Annotated in this window: 22 protein-coding genes and 1 other RNA gene; 11 read left to right on the top strand and 12 right to left on the bottom strand. The window is 58.4% G+C overall.

Annotation, left to right across the window (positions count from 1 at the left end):
• Window positions 1–58: 58 nt before the first annotated feature.
• The 5 genes from acuI to L0664_RS05340 are packed head-to-tail and all read right to left on the bottom strand — an operon-like array spanning window position 59 to window position 4,169.
• Complete coding sequence (gene acuI / locus L0664_RS05360) at window positions 59–1,042, bottom strand: acryloyl-CoA reductase (protein WP_235224588.1); 984 nt, start codon at window positions 1,040–1,042, stop codon at window positions 59–61.
• Window positions 1,043–1,059: 17 nt separating this feature from the next.
• Window positions 1,060–2,160 carry a dimethylsulfoniopropionate demethylase gene (locus L0664_RS05355; protein ID WP_235224587.1) on the bottom strand — a complete coding sequence of 367 codons (1,101 nt, stop codon included), beginning with the start codon at window positions 2,158–2,160 and terminating at the stop codon, window positions 1,060–1,062.
• A 1-nt stretch (window position 2,161) separates the two neighbouring features.
• Window positions 2,162–2,638, bottom strand: coding sequence for a DinB family protein (locus tag L0664_RS05350; protein ID WP_268821593.1), 477 nt, complete (start codon window positions 2,636–2,638; stop codon window positions 2,162–2,164).
• A 23-nt stretch (window positions 2,639–2,661) separates the two neighbouring features.
• Complete coding sequence (locus tag L0664_RS05345; protein WP_235224585.1) at window positions 2,662–3,372, bottom strand: DUF1326 domain-containing protein; 711 nt, start codon at window positions 3,370–3,372, stop codon at window positions 2,662–2,664.
• A gap of 11 nt (window positions 3,373–3,383) precedes the next feature.
• Window positions 3,384–4,169, bottom strand: a complete 786-nt coding sequence (locus L0664_RS05340; protein WP_235224584.1) for a DUF2182 domain-containing protein — start codon at window positions 4,167–4,169, stop codon at window positions 3,384–3,386.
• A gap of 65 nt (window positions 4,170–4,234) precedes the next feature.
• Between L0664_RS05340 and L0664_RS05335 the strand changes: the two genes are divergently transcribed.
• The 4 genes from L0664_RS05335 to L0664_RS05320 all read left to right on the top strand — a co-directional run bounded on the left by L0664_RS05335 (window position 4,235) and on the right by L0664_RS05320 (window position 6,571).
• Window positions 4,235–4,954, top strand: a complete 720-nt coding sequence (locus L0664_RS05335; RefSeq protein WP_235224583.1) for a FadR/GntR family transcriptional regulator — start codon at window positions 4,235–4,237, stop codon at window positions 4,952–4,954.
• Between the two features lie 54 nt (window positions 4,955–5,008).
• On the top strand, window positions 5,009–5,362 hold the full coding sequence (locus tag L0664_RS05330) for a DUF4345 family protein (protein WP_235224582.1): 354 nt from the start codon (window positions 5,009–5,011) through the stop codon (window positions 5,360–5,362).
• Between the two features lie 41 nt (window positions 5,363–5,403).
• Window positions 5,404–5,766: a transfer-messenger RNA gene (ssrA, locus tag L0664_RS05325) on the top strand.
• A 160-nt stretch (window positions 5,767–5,926) separates the two neighbouring features.
• A complete protein-coding gene (locus L0664_RS05320; protein WP_235224581.1) occupies window positions 5,927–6,571 on the top strand; it encodes a DUF1194 domain-containing protein in 645 nt (214 codons plus the stop codon).
• Between the two features lie 10 nt (window positions 6,572–6,581).
• Here L0664_RS05320 and L0664_RS05315 read toward each other — a convergent pair whose 3' ends face one another.
• A complete protein-coding gene (locus tag L0664_RS05315; protein WP_235224580.1) occupies window positions 6,582–7,043 on the bottom strand; it encodes an Lrp/AsnC family transcriptional regulator in 462 nt (153 codons plus the stop codon).
• 135 nt (window positions 7,044–7,178) lie between these two features.
• Between L0664_RS05315 and cysG the strand changes: the two genes are divergently transcribed.
• The 6 genes from cysG to L0664_RS05285 all read left to right on the top strand — a co-directional run bounded on the left by cysG (window position 7,179) and on the right by L0664_RS05285 (window position 12,648).
• Complete coding sequence (gene cysG / locus L0664_RS05310) at window positions 7,179–8,618, top strand: siroheme synthase CysG (RefSeq protein ID WP_235224579.1); 1,440 nt, start codon at window positions 7,179–7,181, stop codon at window positions 8,616–8,618.
• Window positions 8,618–8,923, top strand: a complete 306-nt coding sequence (locus tag L0664_RS05305; protein ID WP_235224578.1) for a DUF2849 domain-containing protein — start codon at window positions 8,618–8,620, stop codon at window positions 8,921–8,923. Before cysG ends, L0664_RS05305 begins: the two co-directional genes overlap by 1 nt.
• Window positions 8,916–10,580, top strand: a complete 1,665-nt coding sequence (locus tag L0664_RS05300; RefSeq protein ID WP_235224577.1) for a nitrite/sulfite reductase — start codon at window positions 8,916–8,918, stop codon at window positions 10,578–10,580. The genes L0664_RS05305 and L0664_RS05300 overlap by 8 nt, the downstream gene beginning before the upstream one ends.
• Window positions 10,570–11,286, top strand: a complete 717-nt coding sequence (locus L0664_RS05295; protein ID WP_235224576.1) for a phosphoadenylyl-sulfate reductase — start codon at window positions 10,570–10,572, stop codon at window positions 11,284–11,286. The genes L0664_RS05300 and L0664_RS05295 overlap by 11 nt, the downstream gene beginning before the upstream one ends.
• 4 nt (window positions 11,287–11,290) lie before the next feature.
• Window positions 11,291–11,707, top strand: coding sequence for a DUF934 domain-containing protein (locus tag L0664_RS05290; protein WP_235224575.1), 417 nt, complete (start codon window positions 11,291–11,293; stop codon window positions 11,705–11,707).
• 80 nt (window positions 11,708–11,787) lie between these two features.
• Complete coding sequence (locus L0664_RS05285; RefSeq protein WP_235224574.1) at window positions 11,788–12,648, top strand: ferredoxin--NADP reductase; 861 nt, start codon at window positions 11,788–11,790, stop codon at window positions 12,646–12,648.
• A 67-nt stretch (window positions 12,649–12,715) separates the two neighbouring features.
• Here the strand turns inward: L0664_RS05285 and L0664_RS05280 are convergent, their stop codons facing one another.
• Window positions 12,716–13,639, bottom strand: coding sequence for a hypothetical protein (locus L0664_RS05280; protein ID WP_235224573.1), 924 nt, complete (start codon window positions 13,637–13,639; stop codon window positions 12,716–12,718).
• A gap of 55 nt (window positions 13,640–13,694) precedes the next feature.
• Between L0664_RS05280 and infC the strand changes: the two genes are divergently transcribed.
• Window positions 13,695–14,393 carry a translation initiation factor IF-3 gene (infC, locus tag L0664_RS05275; protein ID WP_235224572.1) on the top strand — a complete coding sequence of 233 codons (699 nt, stop codon included), beginning with the start codon at window positions 13,695–13,697 and terminating at the stop codon, window positions 14,391–14,393.
• A 57-nt stretch (window positions 14,394–14,450) separates the two neighbouring features.
• Here the strand turns inward: infC and L0664_RS05270 are convergent, their stop codons facing one another.
• The 5 genes from L0664_RS05270 to L0664_RS05250 all read right to left on the bottom strand — a co-directional run bounded on the left by L0664_RS05270 (window position 14,451) and on the right by L0664_RS05250 (window position 19,703).
• Window positions 14,451–14,825: a Rid family hydrolase gene (locus L0664_RS05270; protein ID WP_235224571.1), complete on the bottom strand. Its 375-nt coding sequence runs from the start codon at window positions 14,823–14,825 to the stop codon at window positions 14,451–14,453.
• 14 nt (window positions 14,826–14,839) lie between these two features.
• Entirely contained in the window at window positions 14,840–15,628 is a 789-nt protein-coding gene (locus tag L0664_RS05265; protein ID WP_235224570.1) for an FAD binding domain-containing protein, read from the bottom strand.
• Between the two features lie 3 nt (window positions 15,629–15,631).
• Window positions 15,632–18,022, bottom strand: coding sequence for a xanthine dehydrogenase family protein molybdopterin-binding subunit (locus L0664_RS05260; RefSeq protein WP_235224569.1), 2,391 nt, complete (start codon window positions 18,020–18,022; stop codon window positions 15,632–15,634).
• Between the two features lie 84 nt (window positions 18,023–18,106).
• Entirely contained in the window at window positions 18,107–18,592 is a 486-nt protein-coding gene (locus tag L0664_RS05255; RefSeq protein WP_235224568.1) for a (2Fe-2S)-binding protein, read from the bottom strand.
• A gap of 109 nt (window positions 18,593–18,701) precedes the next feature.
• On the bottom strand, window positions 18,702–19,703 hold the full coding sequence (locus L0664_RS05250) for a molybdopterin-binding protein (RefSeq protein ID WP_235224567.1): 1,002 nt from the start codon (window positions 19,701–19,703) through the stop codon (window positions 18,702–18,704).
• Between the last annotated feature and the right edge of the window lie 2 nt (window positions 19,704–19,705).

The raw sequence follows: 19,705 nt of genomic DNA, 5'->3' as shown, positions 1-19,705 counted from the left end.
CTCCCCTTGTCACCGCGCAACCTAACCCGTTGCGACGCGAGGGCAACGCTCCAATCGTTTACGCGTTCACATCAACGACAACGCGGCCCTTGATCTGACCTTTCAGAATATCACGCCCCAAGGCTGGCAAATCGCTCAGTACGGCGGGCTGCACCATCGCCTCAAGGGTGTCCATCGGCAGGTCTTTGGCAATCCGCGCCCATGCGCGCACACGGTTGTCATAGGGCTGCATGACGCTATCGATCCCCAGCAAGTTCACACCGCGCAGCAAAAACGGAATGACCGTGGCAGGCAAACCAGCGCCGCCCGCCAAACCGACAGCCGCAACCGATCCGCCGTATTTGATTTGCCCCAGCAGACGCGCCAGCATCTCACCGCCGACCGCATCGACACAGCCGCCCCATGTTTCCGCCTCAAGGGGGCGTTTGACGGTCTCGTTCAGCTCCTCGCGGGCGACAATCTGCGTCGCCCCCAGCGATTTCAGATAATCCGCTGTCTCTGGCCGCCCTGTCACACCGGCAACCTCATGGCCCAGATTGGCCAAAATCGCCGTCGCGACCGACCCGACACCACCAGCAGCCCCTGTCACCAACACAGGCCCGTCCTTGATGCCATGATCCTCAAGCGCCATAACCGCCAGCATCGCCGTAAACCCGGCCGTGCCAACCGCCATCGCCTGACGCGTGTCCAATCCATCGGGCAGCGGCACCAGCCAATCGGCCTTTACGCGTGCTTTTTGGGAATATCCGCCCCAATGGGCCTCACCCACGCGCCAGCCCGTCAGCACAACTTTGTCGCCCGCCTTGTAACGGTCATCCGATGACGCCTCGACGGTGCCCGCAAAATCAATCCCCGGGACGTGCGGATAGTTGCGCACCAGACCGCCGCCCGGACCAACGCACAAACCGTCTTTGTAATTCACCGTCGAATATTCAACGGCGACGGTCACATCGCCTTCTGGCAGGCGGTCTTCACCGATCTGGCGAACGCTCGCGCTCGTTTTGCCCTCATCGTCCTTCTCAACTATCAAAGCGTTAAACATAGCATCTCTCCTGTTCATCAAATCCAAAAAGTTTCTTGCACGACAGCGGGGAAAACCCCCGCTTGGGTGACCACATCAACATCCGTTTTCGGTTCCCAGTGGGTCATGCGCACCATCCCGATGGCAACATTCGTTTCAAAATCGGGCGACCACGCCGCAGACGTCACCGTGCCAACCTGTCGCTGCCCATCCATCAACGGCCAACCGCGATCACAGGGCGGAATATCGCCCTCAATGCGCAACGCGCGCAGTTGTTTGACGGGCCCCTCTTTGGACACGCGCAACAACGCATCGCGGCCCACACACCCGATCGCCGTCTGGGTCGAACAGAACCGTCCAAGCCCTGCTTCATGGGGGGTATTGTCGCGGTTCATGTCGTTGCCGTATGACAGCAACCCACCCTCGATGCGTTCAATCAGATTGGGGCAGCCCGCATGGACATCCAGATCCTTGCCCGCTTCCATCAGGGCATTCCACAACGGCATCCCGTTTTTGGACCCCTCGACATAGACTTCGAAACCGCCCTGTTTTGAATAGCCCGACCGCGCAACCAGCATCTGCTGACCCATGAAATCAAACCAGCCATAGCGAAAAAATTTCAGGTCTTTCACCTTATCGCCAAACACCCGTGCGGCCAGATCATCCGCCTTTGGCCCCTGGATCGCCAACGGCGACACGTCCGGCTCATCGACCAGTACATCAAGACGAAGACCGTAGGCCAATCCCTTGATCCAGAACAACAAATCACTGTCAGCAATCGACACCCAATAGCGGTCATCGGCAATCATCACCGCCACCGGATCATTCAACATCCCGCCGGTCTCATCAACCATCGGCACGTAATAACACATGCCCGGCAGCATCGCCCGCAGATCGCGCGGCGTCAGCATCTGCATCAACCTCCCCGCATCCGGCCCACGAATTTCCACCTGCCGTTCAACGGACACATCCCAGACCTGCACCGCAGATTTCAGATGGTGGTAGTCTTCAACCACGCTGCGGAAAACAGTGGGCAATAACATATGGTTATAAACCGTATATCCCTTAACGCCCGCCGCCTCTACGCCGTCCGAAAACGGGGTACGCCTGATCCGGCGCGATCCTGCAATGATCGCCATTCTAGTTCTCCGACATGATCGCAAGGTCGGTGTCCTGCGGTTTGTGCCCCGCAGCCGTCAACATTGCATGGATTTGACCGCGATGATGGGTCTGGTGATTGAAGAAATGCACGACGCACAGGGATTTCGGCTCTGACAGGTCTTTGCCGCTCATGCCCGAATACCATGTCAAATCCCCCGTCAGATCGACGGATTTCGCACCCTCGGCCCACTGGATAATCCGCCCGTCCGTCAGAAACCGCAGACGGTCCCATTCGGCTTTGTTGGGTGTCAGTTGCGCATGTTTCTCAGGCCCGACGGATGGGCCATCGCCCCCGTCAAAGCGGCTCATCCACAACATGTCACCCCACAGCAAATGGTTCATCGTTTCCGAAATAGACTTGAAAAACGCCCCGCGATCCTTGCGCAGCTCATCTTCATCCATTGTCTTAACGATGTCGCGCAACCCGTTGTTTTGCCATCTGTTATATTGCGCCATCGTCCGGCAATATTGCGGCGTTATCACGGCTTGGGCCCTTTCCAATCAATCGGGCAAATCTCGGCAGACATACCGCCGAAATCCCAGACACGGCCATAATCGCGCACCTTGGATTTGACACCTTTGGCCGCAATAATATCCGGCCCCATCCAGTATTTGGAATTGGTGATCATCACCGGATGATCAGGGTCACCACCGTCGATCATCTCGATCTCTCCGGCAATCTTGCGGCCAATATAAAGCCCGCGCTTTTTGCCATCGCGCACGATCTCGACCTTCTCACGCTCAGCGCCGATGATCTCGCTCACCAAGAACGTGAACAGCCCCGTCGTGCCGCCCGCCGCGCCGCTGAAAATCTTCAACAGACCATTGTAGGCCTTCTGAGAAGATCTCTCATCCACATAGGCCGCAACGCGCCAGTTGCCCTCACCCATACGGCCCGGAATATCCACCAACAGCCCGACGTTCAGACCGGATAAATCCTCGCCCTCGAAATGCCCCTCATCAATGGCAATCGCCATCCATGCGTGGCAATGCCCCTCAGTGGGGGGATGCGCGCCAAGCGACACAACACAGGGGCAAAACACGGTGCACGAGCAGTTCAAAAACAGCTCTCCCTTGATGGCCCACTCCGTTGGCTTCATCTTGCGGCGCAACGGATGGCTTTCCATCTTGCTGTCGATCCGCTGACTGACGGGCAGTTTATCTGCCGGTGCGCGTTCCTTCATGGCCATGTGTGACCCTCCTAAATGAGCGCCCAAACGGGCAATGCGATCCCCGCGAGGATCAAAACGACCCCCATGGGTTTGGTGACAAGATGCCCAACAGCGGGCAGTTTTTCCAAAATCATGAACAAGGTCGCCAGACCCATCCAAAGCAGCGACATCACGCCGCCCACAAACCCCAGCGCCATAAAGCCCCAGCAGCACACAACACAAAACGCGCCAAGGCCCAGCCCCATGCGCAGCCCGCCGCCGAACCCGGTTTTCCAATGCCCGACAAAATACATCATCGGTGAATGGCAGACCCCGTGGCAAACCTCTTTGATGCGCGTGAACTGGAACGCGCCGACAACAATCAACAACCCGGCCGACACCCAGACACTTTTGGCGATGCCCAGCATGTCGATGACCCCGCCAAACAACAGCCCCAACTGAACGGCGGTGATCAACGCGGCAAACGCCACCCAAACCACAAAATACCCCAGCAAAACGCCCAGCCATCCGGCCCGCGTGCCATTGGCGCTGACGATCAGGTCTTCGTAGGATCGCAACGTTGGCACCAGCGTCGGCAACATCATCGCCGCCATCATAACGGCCCACATCATAAACAAAGGCCCAAACCGCGCCATGGGCATATCCATCGGCATACGCGGGTCCATGGCCGCCATCGCCGCGCCCATGTCACCGGGCCGCCCGATCAGATCAAGATCCATATCAACGGCCATCATGAACATCATCGCCCACGCCAAAAGGATCGCGACAAAGAACGCCACCCATAGCGCAGACCTGATGTTGAAAAAGGCTGTCATGCGAACGCCCTCCCAAGCGACTCAATCCTTGCCAATCATATGTCTGACATTTAATTGTCTGACAAATGAAAAATGCACCTGACCTCTCCGCCCAAATTGCCAAATCCATCCGCGACGCCATTGTGTCCGGTGATCTCGACATCGGTGAACGCCTCCCGAGCGAAGCAGAGCTTAGCGAACAATTCAATGTCTCCCGCTCTACCGTGCGCGAGGCGTTGAAACGGCTCGCCGCCCAATCCCTGATCCGCACACAGCGCGGGGCCACAGGCGGGGCGTTCGTCAACAAACTCCGGTTCGAAGACGCCTACGGGCAGCAAATCACAACCTCCGCCCTTCTCCTCAGCATGAACGCCGTTGATTTCGTCACGGCTTGCGAAGCGCGCTTTGCCCTTGAACGCGCCTGCGCGCCCTTGTCCGCAGATCGCCGCACCGCCGATCACCTCGCCACGATGCGCGCCGAAATCACCCGTCAGGGGCAGCCGGGCCTATCCGACGAAAGCTTTTGCGCCTCAGACGTCGCCTTTCACCGCGCACTGGTGGATGGTGCGGGCAATCCGGTTCTGTCCTATCAGCTCGCCGGCGCAGTCGAAGCGATTGAACCACTGATGAACATGATCACCTTCACCGCGCGCTCGCGCGATCACATCATCGGGCTGCACACCGCCATCGCCGACGCCTTGGAATCACAGGACGCGGCGGCGGTCGACAGCCTGCTCGCCGATCTCGCGGCCTATACCTCAAAACTCGGTCAATCCGTGGCCGACGCAAAGCCATCCAAAACTTAAACCGAACCAACACCCCCACCGGCTCGTAATACTATCAAACATCAAGGAGCCATCATGGACTACATCAGCCCCGCCATCGCCCTACTGACCATCGCCTTCGGGGCCTTCGGGTTCCTGGCCCCGCGCTACACCATGGGCGCGCTGGATTTTGAAACAACCAAATCAACCATGGGCCTGTCCGAACTGCGCGCAGGATCGGGTGGCTTGTTCGTTGCCGTGGGCCTGTGGTGCCTGTTCACCGGCGATCCTTACGCCTATTTCATGCTCGGCGTGGCCTACGTCGGCGCGGGCGCGGGGCGGTTTCTGTCGATCCTCATCGACAAGCCCCCCCTGACCAAAGCACTGGTCTTTCTGGCGTTCGAATGGCCCCCCGCCGCCCTTCTGATCTGGCTCAACTGGCCCGTCTAAACGCGCCGCCCCGCTTCTTTGGTTCTAAAATATCCAATTCCACCCTTTGCAGCAGGCACCAGCCCCCCTATATATGGGATGTCCCTCGGGACTATGAACATAAACGCGCTCGTAATAAGCGGATCGGACCCGGGGGCGGTACCCGGCGTCTCCACCATCACGCCCTTCACTGGGATGGCTCATTTGGCCGATATGGGGACGAAATAGGATCGACGAACGTCTAAAGGGGTTAGCTTTGTTTCGGTGAGTCACCACCGTTATCGGTACATTCAAGCTAGTTGCAAATGACAACAATGCTCAGGTAGCACTCGCAGCGTAAGCTGTGCGTAATACCGAAACTTAAGCCCTTACGCTTAGCAGCCTAAGGCGGGGTTCGCAGGTACCTGGCAACAGAAACCTGCACTTTACCTCCTCGACGATCAACACGCCCGAACACGCGGACCCAACGGACTCCGCATTTGTCCTGCGGCCAATTGCTCTGTCCTGGGATTGTGTTTGCGGGCAAACCCAAGGCAACAGAAACCTGCACTTTACCCCCCTTCCATTTGCGCGCACACTTCATCGATGAAGAGTTTTTTGTCCGCCCTCCTCCTTGCTGCCACGCCCGCTCTTGCCTGCGACACGGCCCTGATCCTGACCATCGATGTGTCCAATTCCATCGACGTGGCCGAATACAAACTCCAGACAGACGGTATGACAGACGCGGTTCTGGACGCCGAAGTGATGGAGGCCTTGATCCAGGGACAAGTTGCAGTTTCAGTCATGCAATGGTCCGGCGTGGGCCGCCAAGAGGTCTCGATCCCTTGGACCCAAATCAGAACCGAGGCCGATGTGCGCAACTTCGCCGCAGACGCCCGCACAATGCCGCGTGCCTTCGTGATGTCCGATACAGCCCCGGGCGACGCCATCCTGTTCGCGCTCGATTTTATGCAAACCGCGCCGACCTGCGAACGCCAAGTCATTGATATTTCGGGCGACGGCACACCAAACGCGGGGTCTGACACCCGCACCGCCTCCCGTCAGGCCGAACGCCAAGGCGTGACAATCAACGGTATCGCGATTGAATCCATGGGCGTGGCCATCACCACATTCTTCAGCCGCGCCGTGATCACCCGCGACGGGTTCGTCATCACTGCCCGCACCCACCGCGACTACCCCCGCGCGATCCGCGAAAAGATCCTGCGCGAAGTGTCCCGCGTGTTCGGCTAAAGCGCCGCCGTTATAAAGGCAGGGCCACCGTCGATTTGATTTCTTCCATGCTCAGCAACGCGGTCACATTGAACACCCGCACCTCTGATATCAGGGCCTGATAAAACACATCATAGGCCCGCGCGTTTTTCACCCGCACCTTCAGGATATAATCAATGTCGCCCGCCAGCCGATGCGCCTCTTGCACCTCTTCGCGATCCATCAAGGCTTTCAAGAACTTAGCCTGCCAATCCGCTTCATGTTCAGACGTGCGGATCAGCACAAAGAAACAGGCCTCAAAACCCAACGCTTCGGCATCCAGCATCACCGTCTGTTGGCCCACCACACCAGCCTCGCGCAGTTTGCGAATCCTGTTCCAAACCGGCGTCTTGCTCGACCCCACAGATTTGGCGATTTCGTCCAAAGATTGCCCCGCATCGCGCTGCATCTCGCGTAGGATTTTCCGATCCAACTCGTCTATCCGAACATCCATTCGCTTTTCTCCCGTGATCGAAAATTATCTGACTGAATTGCGCAATACGCGGAACAATCATCCCTTTCAACCCGCCGCATAAAGCATTTATTGGAATAATATTCTATATTGCAGGGAAGCAATTGGAAAAAGCACATGAAGCACTTCCCCATCTTCCTCGCCGTTGAAGGCCGCCGCATCGTTCTTGCGGGCGGTGGTGACGCCGCACTGGCCAAACTGCGCCTGCTTCTCAAGACCGAAGGCCGCATCACTGTCATCGCCGAAAACGCCGCCCCCGAAATCCACACTTGGGCGCAAACCGGCAAACTGACGTTGATCGAACGAGCCATGGAACCGGGCGATGCAATGTGCGCGTCCCTGTTTTACGCCGCCCACGAAGACGCGGTTGAAGACGCACGCACAGCCGCCCTCGCCCACCGCGACGGCGCGCTGGTCAACATCGTGGACAACCTTGGCGACAGCCAATTCATCACCCCCGCCATCGTGGATCGTGACCCCGTGACCGTGGCCATCGGCACAGAAGGCGCGGCCCCTGTGCTGGCCCGCGCCATCAAAAAAGACCTCGAAGAACGCCTGCCTGCCTCGCTTGGCACTCTTGCGCGCATCGGTAAGTCGTTCCGCGGCATGGCCGAAAAGCTTCCCTTTGGTGTGGCGCGCCGCAACTTCTGGGCGGATTATTATTTCAACGCAGGCCCCCGCGCGGTGACCCATGGTGAAAACGCCGTCGAAGAAGCGCTCGACGCGTTGCTGCATGATCACCTGAACACCGATGCCAAACCCGGGCATATCGATCTGGTCGGTGCGGGCCCCGGTGATCCTGATCTGCTGACGCTGAAAGCGCGCAAAGCCCTCGATAAGGCGGACGTCGTGATTTACGACCGCTTGGTCACGCCCGAAATCCTCGAACTGGCGCGCCGCGAAGCGATCATGATCGACGCGGGCAAAGAAGGGTTCGGAAAATCCATGGCGCAAGGCGACATCAACGCGCTGATCGTGGATCACGGGCTGCAAGGGCACCACGTTGTGCGCCTTAAGGCGGGCGACCCGACGGTGTTTGGCCGCCTCGACGAAGAAATCGACGCGATCACAGCGGCTGAACTGTCTTACACCATCGTCCCCGGCATCACCGCCGCGTCTGCCGCTGTCGCGGGCATCGGCCAGTCCCTGACCAAACGGGGCCGCAATTCATCCGTGCGCTTTATCACCGGACACGACACCAAAGGGTATGCCGATCACGATTGGCGCGCGCTGGCCGAAGATGGGCAAGTCGCCGCCATCTACATGGGCAAGAAATCCGCACGCTTTATTCAGGGCCGCCTGCTGATGCACGGCGCCGACCCGCTGACACCAATCACGATCATCGAAAACGTCAGCCGCGCCGATCAGCGCGTCATCGCAACAACGCTGGTGGAAATGGAACCGACGATTACAAACGCCCAAATCAGCGGACCTGCGTTGGTTTTCATGGGCTTAGCCCCCCGCGATGCAGTTCTTGCGGCAAAAACCACACCCGTAGCCATACCAGACCCATACCAAACCCATACCCGACCCATATCCACTCAGGAGGCCCTGTAATGCCCCGCGCTTTTACCCCCAAAGTGATCACCGCGAACCTTCTGATCGAAGGGGACGCCGTCTGGTTCACCGCCACTGACACATGGTCCGGCAACATCAAAGACGCCGAATTCCTGACCGACGAAGCCCACGCCGATCTGCGCCTCCTCGAAGCGCAGGCACAGCAATCGGTGATCGCGGGTGCCTACCTCGCGGACGCGGGCATGGACGACGCGGGCCCGACCACAACCCACTTTCGCGAAGCCTTCCGCACACGCGGCCCATCAAATTACGCACACGGCAAGCAGGTAGAAAACAATGTATAAATACAATGACTTCGACGAGGCTTTTGTCCGTGAACGTGTCGCGCAATTCCGCGGTCAGGTCGAATGCCGCATCGACGGATCGCTGACAGAAGACGAATTCAAACCGCTGCGTCTGATGAACGGTTTGTACCTGCAATTGCACGCCTACATGCTGCGCGTGGCGGTGCCTTACGGCACGCTGAACGCCGATCAGATGGACATGCTTGCCCACCTCGCGCAGACCTATGACAAAGGCTATGGCCACTTCACGACCCGTCAGAACATCCAGTACAACTGGCCGTCCCTCAAAGACGTGCCAGACATGCTGTCCAACCTCGCGGACGTCGGCATGCACGCCATCCAAACCTCTGGAAACACTATCAGAAATGTGACCGCCGACCATTTCGCAGGTGCCGCCGCGGATGAGGTCGCGGATCCACGCCCAGTGGCCGAACTGCTGCGCCAATGGTCCACCGACCACCCCGAGTTCCAGTTCCTGCCGCGCAAGTTTAAACTGGCCGTGACGGGGTCTGAAAATGACCGCGCCGTGATCAAGGCCCACGACATCGGCATTCAGATTGTGCAGCAAAATGACGAGATCGGCTACAAGATCATCGTCGGTGGCGGCCTTGGCCGCACCCCGATGATCGGCAAAGTTATCAATGACTTCCTGCCACAAGCTGATCTGTTGCCTTACGTCGAATCCATCGTGTCCGTCTGGAACCGCCTTGGTCGCCGTGACAACAAATATAAGGCCCGCATCAAGATAACCGTGCATGAACATGGCATCGATGAAATCCGCCGTCTGGTGGACGAACGTTTCGCCCAAGTCCGCCCGACGTTCAGTGGCGTAGATCAAGACATGCTGGCAGAGATTGAAGCGCAATTCGCCGCCCCCGATTTCAAGGTCGCCAGCACCGACGGATACGAGGCCGCTCGCATGGCCAACCCCGCGTTTCGCAGTTGGACAGATACCAATCTGACCGCCCACCGCGCGGACGGTTATGCAATCGTTAGTATCTCTGTGAAAAAACATGGGGCCACGCCGGGCGATGCCACGGCGGATCAAATGCGCGTTATGGCCGATCTGGCCCGCAAATACGGCCACAATGAATTGCGCATCAGCCACGAACAGAACGTCATCCTGCCCCACGTGCATAAATCCGACCTCGCCAAACTTTATGCAGAATTACGCGCGGCGGATCTGGCGACGGCAAACATCGGCCTCGCGTCCGATATCATCGCCTGCCCCGGCATGGATTACTGCGCCCTCGCGACTGCACGTTCCATCCCGATCGCGCAGCAAATTGCCACCCGTTTTGATGAACTGAAAATCGAACACGACATTGGCGCGCTGAAAATCAAAATCTCGGGCTGCATCAATGCCTGCGGGCACCACCACGTCGGCCATATCGGCATTCTTGGACTGGATCGCGCAGGCGTTGAAAGCTACCAGATCACCCTTGGCGGCGATCACACGCAAACCGCCGCAGTCGGTGAACGCGCAGGTCCGGGCTTTAGCGCGGACGACATTGTGCCCGCAATTGAACGGCTTGTTTACGGATATATGGAATTACGGGACGACGCCGACGAAACCTTCCTTGAGGCCTACCGCCGCCTTGGCGCCGCCCCTTTCAAAGCCATTCTTTACCCAGAGGAGAAAGCTGATGCCGCTTGATGGACGCACGCAAACGCTCAACCGCTTGTTCAAAGACAAAGACGCGCAGGATGTGATGGAACACGCCCTGACGATGCTGGGTGATGTGGCCATGGTCAGCTCGTTCGGGGCGGAATCTGTGGTGCTGTTGCACATGGCCGCACAGGTGGATCGCAACGTGCCAGTGCTGTTCATCGATACGGAAATGCTGTTCCCCGAAACGCTTGAATATCAGGCCAAGGTCGCTGACACGCTGGGTTTGACGGGTGTTAAAACCATCACCGCCAAACGCGATGTGCTGTTTGAACGCGACAACGAAAACCTGCTGCATCTGCATGATCCCGACGCCTGTTGTGCCTTGCGCAAAACCGAACCGCTTGAGGCTGCGTTGCGCGACGTCGACACATGGATTTCAGGGCGCAAACGGTTTCAGGGCGGCAGCCGCGCAGCACTTGAAATGTTTGAGGTGGACCGCCCCCTTGGCCGCCTGCCCCGCATTAAGGTCAACCCGCTAGCCCATTGGGACAGCAGCGATCTGCGTAGTTACATCGAAACCCACAATCTGCCCCGTCATCCGCTTGTCGCGAAGGGGTATCCGTCCGTGGGCTGCATGCCGTGCACGACCCGTGTGAACGCTGGCGAACCTGCCCGCGCGGGCCGCTGGCGTGATCAAGCCAAAACAGAATGCGGCATCCACTTTGGTGGTTCAGCCGGACAGCAAGGATAAAATAATGAGCGTGATTGTAACCGACACAGGCTTTGGCGCCGATGATTGGACAACCGATTTCGTGGCCTTGGCAGATATGGCCGCCAATGATTGTGGTGCCGTGGCGATTGACCTTGCGTCAGATGCGGAACCCGATGATCTGGCCGGCTGTCTGGACCGCATCGCCATGATCCGCGTGGATTTCCCCAGCTTTGCCGACGGGCGCGGATTCACCATCGCCGCCCAGCTGCGCCGCCTCGGCTTTGGCGGTCGTCTGCGCGCGCGCGGCCATGTGATTGCGGATCAATACGCTATGGCGCGGCGCAGCGGATTTGACGAAGTTGAAATCGCACAAGACCTCGCGGCCCGCCAACCCGAACCCCAATGGCTGGCCCGCGCCAACTGGCGGGATCATGATTATCAATCCCGCATGCGCGGATAAAGCACAACAACCCCCCCTTTCACTGACATAGATCAACGCGTAACAGAGGGACGCGGGCGCAAGCTCGCGCCGATATCCACATGACAGAAATGAAGCCCGTGCCAGATTCAAAGATCGAACCAGCGACCAAAGCCGTTCCCGCCCTGCCCGATGCGCAGACTGTAACGGACGTTAAACATTACACGGACCGTTTGTTCAGCTTCCGCATGACACGTCCCGCGTCCATGCGGTTTCGTTCCGGTGAATTTGTGATGATCGGCCTGATGGGCGATCCACACCCCGAAACCGGCAAGGTCAAACCGCTGCTGCGCGCCTATTCGATCGCGTCGCCATCTTGGGATGAAGAACTGGAATTCTATTCCATCAAAGTGCCAGACGGCCCGCTGACATCCAAATTGCAGCATATCAAGGTCGGCGATGACGTAATCATGCGCCCCAAACCCGTAGGCACGTTGGTCCATGACGCGCTGCTGCCCGGCAAACGCATCTGGTTCTTTGCCACAGGCACAGGGTTTGCGCCCTTCGCCAGCCTTCTGCGCGAACCGCAAACCTATGAAGATTACGATGAAATCATCATCACCCACACCTGCCGCGAAGTGGGTGAACTTACCTATGGGCGCGACCTTATCGAAAGCCTGAAAACAGATGAGCTGCTGAACGAAGTCATCGGCGAAGGGTTCTGGAAGAAGATCAAATATTACCCCACCACAACCCGAGAGCAGAGCCCGAAGATGGGCCGCATCACTGATCTGATGAAATCCGGTGAAGCCTTCGAAGACCTCGGCGTGCCGCCCCTGAACCCCGACAATGACCGCGCGATGATCTGCGGCAACATGGCGTTCAACCTCGAACTCAAAGACATGTTCGAAGACTACGGGCTGGTAGAGGGCGCCAATTCCAACCCGCAACACTACGTCGTGGAAAAAGCCTTCCTCGACTAAACAGACCCGTCAGATACAAAAAGGGCCGCTCAATCGAGCGGCCCTTTTCATGTGTTGTGAACCAACCTTAGAGGCCTGTTGCTTCTTTGATCTGGGCAATCACAGCAGAGATCGCATCAGGGTTGTCCCCTGCCGCAGTCACAGCCGCCTTGAGAGGTGTCGACACCAGCGCGCCGAGCTCTTGGCCGTCGATCCATTCGTTGATCTGTGCGGCGTCGAATGTCTCAGGTGTCAAAAGACCCATGATGTCCATGCCGTCAGACGCAGCAGCCACGTCATCAATCGCGTCTTGTGCAGCTTCACCGGCTTCAACAGCCTCGGTCACTTCTTCCGTGGCAGCGTCTGCAGTTTCGGACACAGTCGCGGTGCCCTCTTCTACAGCGGCTTCAGCTTCAGCAGCAGCGGCCTCTTCAAGGGCAGCAGCCTCTTCAGCGGCAGCGGCAGCAGCTTCTTCGGCGGCGGCGGCTTCAGCAGCAGCAGCTTCTTCAGCGGCAGTCGCAGCAGCAGCGGCTTCTTCTTCAGCGGCAGCAGCGGCGGCAGCAGCTTCTTCTTCAGCGGCAGCAGCAGCGGCGGCTTCTTCTTCGGCAGCAGCAGCAAGCGCAGCAGCCTCTTCTTCAGCGGCAGCGGCTTCTTCTTCGGCGGCAGCAACGGCAGCCGCGGCTTCGTCAGTTACACCATCAACAGCGCCTTCAACAGCTTCGGCAGCGTCATCAACCGCGTCGCTTGCAGCATCCGCTACACCTTCGGCAGCATCTGTTACCGCTTCGACAGCACCTTCGGCCGTGTCTGTCACAGCGTCAGCCGCATCAGACGCCATGTCTGCCGCGCCTTCAGCCACGTCGCCAGCTGTTTCCATGGCGCCGTCAGCAGCTTCTGTTGCCATTTCAGTTGCGCCAGAAAACACTTGCGCCGGGTTCTTGCCGTTTACGCCCCACTGGTAGCCAAAAAAGCCCAGCACAGCGATGACAATAATAGCAATCGTGCCTCTCATGATCTTCGTCCTTTAAAAACATGGCCCCCAACTGGACCTCGGCTGGGGGTATGCCATGCTGCGCGTGCAAAGAAAAGCGGGAACCGATTGTGGTCTTTCCCCGTCAAACCCGTTGGCGGAAAGACGCTTTTGCGCCTTGAAGTGCGGGCGCGGCGGGTTTACGTTGCAGCACTCTAAGGCAAACAATCTAAGGACAAGTCCCATAGCCCGCAGACCTCACAACGCGCCACCCGCGCGTGACACCGGACCACGCGTCAACGACCGTATCCGCGCTACCGAAATCCGCCTCATTGGCGCAGAAGGCGAAAACGTCGGCGTTGTAACGCCCGAACGCGCCATGGTGATGGCAGAAGACGCCGGCCTCGATCTGGTTGAAATCTCTCCCAATGCGACGCCGCCCGTCTGTAAAATCATGGACTTCGGTAAGTTCAAATACGAGACGCAAAAGCGTGAGGCCGAAGCCCGCAAAAAGCAAAAGATCATTGAGATCAAAGAAGTCAAATTCCGTCCCAACACGGATACAAATGACTACGATGTCAAAATGCGCAACGTCTATAAGTTCCTGGAAAACGGCGACAAAGTGAAGGTGACTTTGCGGTTCCGTGGCCGTGAAATGGCCCACCAGAACCTTGGCCGTGAACTTCTTGAACGCGTCGCAGCTGACACCGTGGAACACGGTAAGGTGGAAAACTTCCCGAAAATGGAAGGCCGCCAGATGGTCATGCTGATCGGGCCACTGCCGCAAAAAGGCTAATTCAGTCTGGTCGAAATTTTGAGAGCGTCGGTCTTAGCGGATCGGCGCTCTTTCTATTTAGGCTCCGTTCTCAATCGGGAATTGGGCGGCGATTGCGACGATCTCAATCAGGGTCGTTCCCCTGTCGCCAAGATCCGCACCGACGCAGGCCCGCTGCGGCCAGTTATCCTGCGGCCCGATCCAAGCTGTCCAAACACGATCCATTTCACCTTTGTTCGCCATATCATGCAAATAAATCGTCACCTGCAAAAGCCCGGCTTTGGATGCACCAAAGCCCGCCAGCCGATCATCAAGAAAGGCCAGCGCGTTTTGTGTTTGCGCCACGATTCCATCCGCCGCGGCTGGATCGTAGGCCACAGCATAAACCACGCCGTTGTGCGCCGTGGTCAAACTGCGGCCCGCAATATCCGCTGGTTCGCGTTCAATCGTCATTTACGCGGCCCAGCTTATGCGGCAGATGCAACCGCCCGCCCCGTCATGACCTTTACCAGGTGCGCGCGATATTCGCCGGATCCGTGCAGATCGCTGATCATGTCGTCCCCACTGATCGACAGGTCCGGCAAAGCATCCGCGCTGAAATTCGCGCTCAGCGCTGCTTCGGCCTCGGTCCAGCGGAACACGCCCTCTTCGGACGCACCGGTGACAGCCACCCGCACGCCATCAGCGTATTTCGCGACCATCACACCGACCAGTGCAAAGCGCGACGCAGGTTGAACGAACTTTTCATAGTGGGATTTTTCGGGCACCGGAAAACGGACCTCGGTGATGATTTCCCCGTCCTCAAGCGCCGTAGTGAACATGCCTTGGAAATAATCATCCGCCGCAATTTCGCGGGTGTTGGTGATGATGCTCGCACCCGATGCGAGCGCCGCCGCCGGATAACAGGCGGACGGATCGTTGTTGGCCAAAGATCCACCAACCGTGCCGCGATTGCGCACCGCAGGATCGCCGATATGGGACGCAAGCCCCGCCAACCCGGGATAGGCCGAAGCCTCGCGCGCGACCACCGCATGGGATGTCGCCCCGCCCACACAAACCTCGTTCGCGTCTGACATGCACACACCGTTCATCTCACCGATACCGGTAAGACTGACCAAGGTGGACGGGATCGCAAGGCGTTGTTTCAACGTCGGGATCAGCGTTTGCCCCCCGCCCAGCGCTTGTGCGTCTTCTTCTTTCAGGGCCTTCGCCGCGTCCGCAATCGTCGAGGGACGTGTCATTTCAAAGTTATACATCTCTCAAACTCCTTTAGCGTTCATGGCTTCCCAGACGCGGCTTGGCGTCAGGGGCATATCCATATGGGTGACGTTTTTGCCCCCCGATTGCATCGCATCAATCACGGCATTCACGACCGACGCAGGCGATCCGATCGCCCCCGCCTCTCCGCAGCCTTTGACGCCGAGCGGGTTGTGTGCGCACGGCGTGCCATCGTCGTGGTTCACTTGATAGAACGGCACATCTTCGGCCCGTGGCATCGCGTAATCCATGTAAGATGCGCTCAGCAATTGGCCGTCATCGTCATAGGCCGTTTGTTCGATCAACGCCTGACCGATGCCTTGGCCAATGCCGCCATGGACCTGTCCTGTCACGATCATAGGATTGATAATGTTGCCAAAATCATCCGCCGCCGCGAACCGTTCAATGGTGACCTTGCCGGTTTCAGGGTCCAGCTCGACCTCGCAGGCATAAGCGCCGCTTGGGTATGTAAAGTTGGCAGGATCATAAAACGCCGTTTCCTCCAACCCCGGTTCGATGTCTTCAATCGGGAAGTTATGGGGAATATAGGCCTTGAACGCGACCTCACCGAAGCTGACGGATTTGTCCGTGCCCGCGACGCTGAAATTGCCCGCCTCAAACTCGATATCCGCCTCGGCGGCTTCCAGCATGTGGGCGGCGATCTTTTTGGCCTTCGCGATGATCTTTTCAGTCGCGCGCACCACCGCAGATCCACAAACCGCCAAGGACCGCGACCCATAGGTCCCCATCCCGAACGGAATTTTCGCCGTGTCGCCATGCACAATATCAATGCTTTGTGGATCGATCCCCAGCATTTCAGCAACCACCTGCGGGAACGCTGTTTCGTGCCCCTGCCCGTGGCTGTGCGCCCCGACCATGACGGCCAGACTACCGGTCGCATTCACCCGCACTGTGGCGGCATCATAAAGACCAACCCGCGCACCCAAAACACCAACGAGGTTTGACGGTGCAATCCCGCAGGCCTCAATATAGGCGTTCAGACCAAGGCCGCGCAGCTTGCCGTTCTTTTCACTTTCGGCGCGACGTGCGGCAAACCCAGGCCGGTCAATCATCGCCTCAAGCTTGTCCATTTGCAGATCGTAATTGCCGCTGTCGTACTCCAGTCCCGCAGCGCTCGCGAAGGGGTACTGATCGGGTTTGACGAAATTCTTGCGCCGCAGCTCAATCGGATCCATCCCAAGTTCACGCGCCGCCATGTCGATAACCCGTTCAATCGAGTACGTCGCCTCTGGCCGTCCAGCGCCGCGATAGGCGTCAACGGGCACGGTGTTGGTAAACACGGCCTTCACGTTCACATAGACATTGGGCACGGTGTAGTTTCCGGCCATCAACGTTCCATGCAGGAACGTCGGTGTGGCGGTGGAAAAGTTCGACAAATAGGCGCCGACATTGGCCATGGTTTCCGTGCGAAACGCGATGAATGTACCATCTTTTTCACAGGCCAGTTCGATCTTGGTGACGTGGTCACGCCCGTGGGCGTCTGACAAAAACGCCTCAGAGCGTGTGGACGTCCAGCGCACAGGGCGTTTCAGCTTTTTGGACGCGGCAAGCACCAGCGCCTCTTCGCCGTAGTGGTAGATTTTGGAACCAAATCCGCCACCAACATCAGGCGCAATCACCCGCAATTTGTTTTCCGGAATTCCGAGAACGAACGCACAGATCAGCAGGCGCGACATATGCGGGTTCTGGGAGGTGGTATAGAGCGTGTATTCCCCCGTGCCCGCGTTGTAATCGCCCATGGACGCACGTGTTTCCATCGCATTAGGCACCAGACGGTTGTTGACCAGTTCCAGCGTCGTGACATGCGGCGCGGCCTTAATCGCAGCGTCCGTCGCGGCGCGGTTGTCTTCAATCCAGCCCCAGTCAAAACAGACGTTTGTGTCGATTTCATCATGCACCAGACCACCGCCCGCCACAGCTGAGGCCATGTTGATCACTGCAGGCAGTTCTTCGATGTCCGCCTCAATCGCGCCAGCCGCATCCAGCGCCTGTTCGCGGGTTTCAGCGACCACAGCGGCGTAGGCATCCCCCACATGGCGCACTTTGCCGTGGGCCAGCACGGGGCGCTTGGGTTCTTTCATCGGTTCGCCGTCACGTGAATTGATCAGCCAGCCCGCAGGGTTGCCGCCGACCTCGACGAAATCCTCACCTGTGAACACGGCAAGCACACCGGGCATGCCCTCGGCTGTGGATGTATCAATGGATTTAATCACACCATTGGCGACATCGGATCGCACGAATATCGCATGGCATTCGCCCTGAAGGCGGATGTCGTCGGTGTAGTTCCCCTCGCCCGTCAAGAACCGGATGTCCTCGCGGCGCACGGTTGCGGCACCAATGCCGCCTTCTGTTGTTGTGTTGTCCTTAGGCATAGAAAGGTCCTCCCTCAGGCAGTGCCGCTTATCAAAGTGTCCGCGCCTCCCCGCGCTGGCACCCAAAGCTGGCGCTGCGGTGAATTACTCAGCGGCGATGGATGACACGTCCTGACCGGACGCGGCTAAAATCGCTTTGACGATGTTGTGATATCCTGTGCAGCGGCAAATATTGCCTTCCAGATAGGCGCGCACTTCAGCCTCGCTCGGCTTTGGATTATCTTTCAGCAAGGCGGCCGCTGACATCACCATGCCCGGTGTGCAGAATCCGCATTGCAACCCGTGGTGGTCCTGAAACGCCTGCTGGATCACATTCAACGATCCATCCGCGTTCGCCTGACCTTCGATGGTGCCCACCTCTGCGCCGTCTGCTTCTGCGGCAAACATCGTGCAGGATTTCACGGCCTCGCCGTTCACATGCACAACGCACGCCCCGCATTGGCTGGTGTCGCAGCCGATGTGCGTGCCCGTCATATGCAGATCGCCCCGCAGGAAATCAGACAACAGCGTGCGCCCTTCGACGTCGCCGCTGACAGCCATCCCGTTCACGGTCATTGAGACCTGTGTCATTGAAATTCCTCCCAGATATATTTGTATTTGGAATGAGTTAAGCACGGGAGGGCACGACTGAGAACCTTTTCTTACGCCGCAATGCAGCGTCAGGCGATCCGCTGCGCGTTTAACTGCGTGGGCGTCCGCGTTCCGGAATGTCCTTGAGCAATCCACCAACGCCCATCGCGCTGATTTCATCCGTACCGATGGGCAGGCCACAAATCACGCGTTCCATGACCCAATCCGCGCCGTTCATCGCAGGAGATCGCGCGCATCCTGGCAGGCCGATGACAGGTTTGTCTTCGAACGATCCCAAAAACAACAGATTGCCCGGATCAACGGGCATGCCGAACCGCGTGACCAGCCCCCCTGCTCGCCTTAAGGCTGCGGGCGCGGTGTCGTTGGGGTCAGATGTGGCCGAAGCCGTGAGGAAGAAAATCATCTCTCCCTCGGCGTTTGCAATCGCGTTGATAATCGCCGTTTCCTCGTGCGGGACATCCAGCGTTTCGACCAGATTTGTTCCCAACCGATCCAACCGCGCATCCAGAACACGGCGCCCTTTGGGTTGGGACCGCTGGCCGGGATGGTGCGTTTCAATCAACGTGGCCGTCTTGATCATCGCACTGCGGATTGTCATCGCGTCGCCCTGCGCCAGATCACCGCCAAGCACGCGGCAGGCGTCGTTCACTTCCTCCTGCGGGAGCGCGTAGGCAATGACTTTGATCGTGGCCAGCATCACCCCCGCCTCAACGCGTCGCAGGTTGGGCAATGTCGCAAGGGTGATCATTGGGTTAATGCGGTTGAGGGCCGTGATCCGCGCCACATCCAGTTCAAACAGCCCAGCACGCAGGCTCATGATATTGACGCGCCCGGTTGATGCTTTGGTCAGACGCACACCCTGCGCATCGGCGTTGGGGGCCAAGGCGTTCGCCAGCTGAACCGCCGCATCGTCTTCGCCCACATCGCCCTTTTCAAGCCGCGCAACCGTAACGTTTTCAATTCCGAGGGCTTTAAGGGCAAGCACATGCCCGTCCCCCAGCACGATCCCTTTGCTAAGCGCCGCCGCTGGCACACCATGCGCCAGAATAGTGCCAAGCGCGTCGGCAACGGGAACCAGGCCAAATCTCATCG

Source organism: Octadecabacter dasysiphoniae, from assembly GCF_021532615.1.
GTDB classification, from domain to species: domain Bacteria; phylum Pseudomonadota; class Alphaproteobacteria; order Rhodobacterales; family Rhodobacteraceae; genus Octadecabacter; species Octadecabacter dasysiphoniae.
The sequence above is the reverse complement of the archived record's forward strand: the minus strand, read 5'-3'. Positions and strand labels throughout refer to the sequence as shown.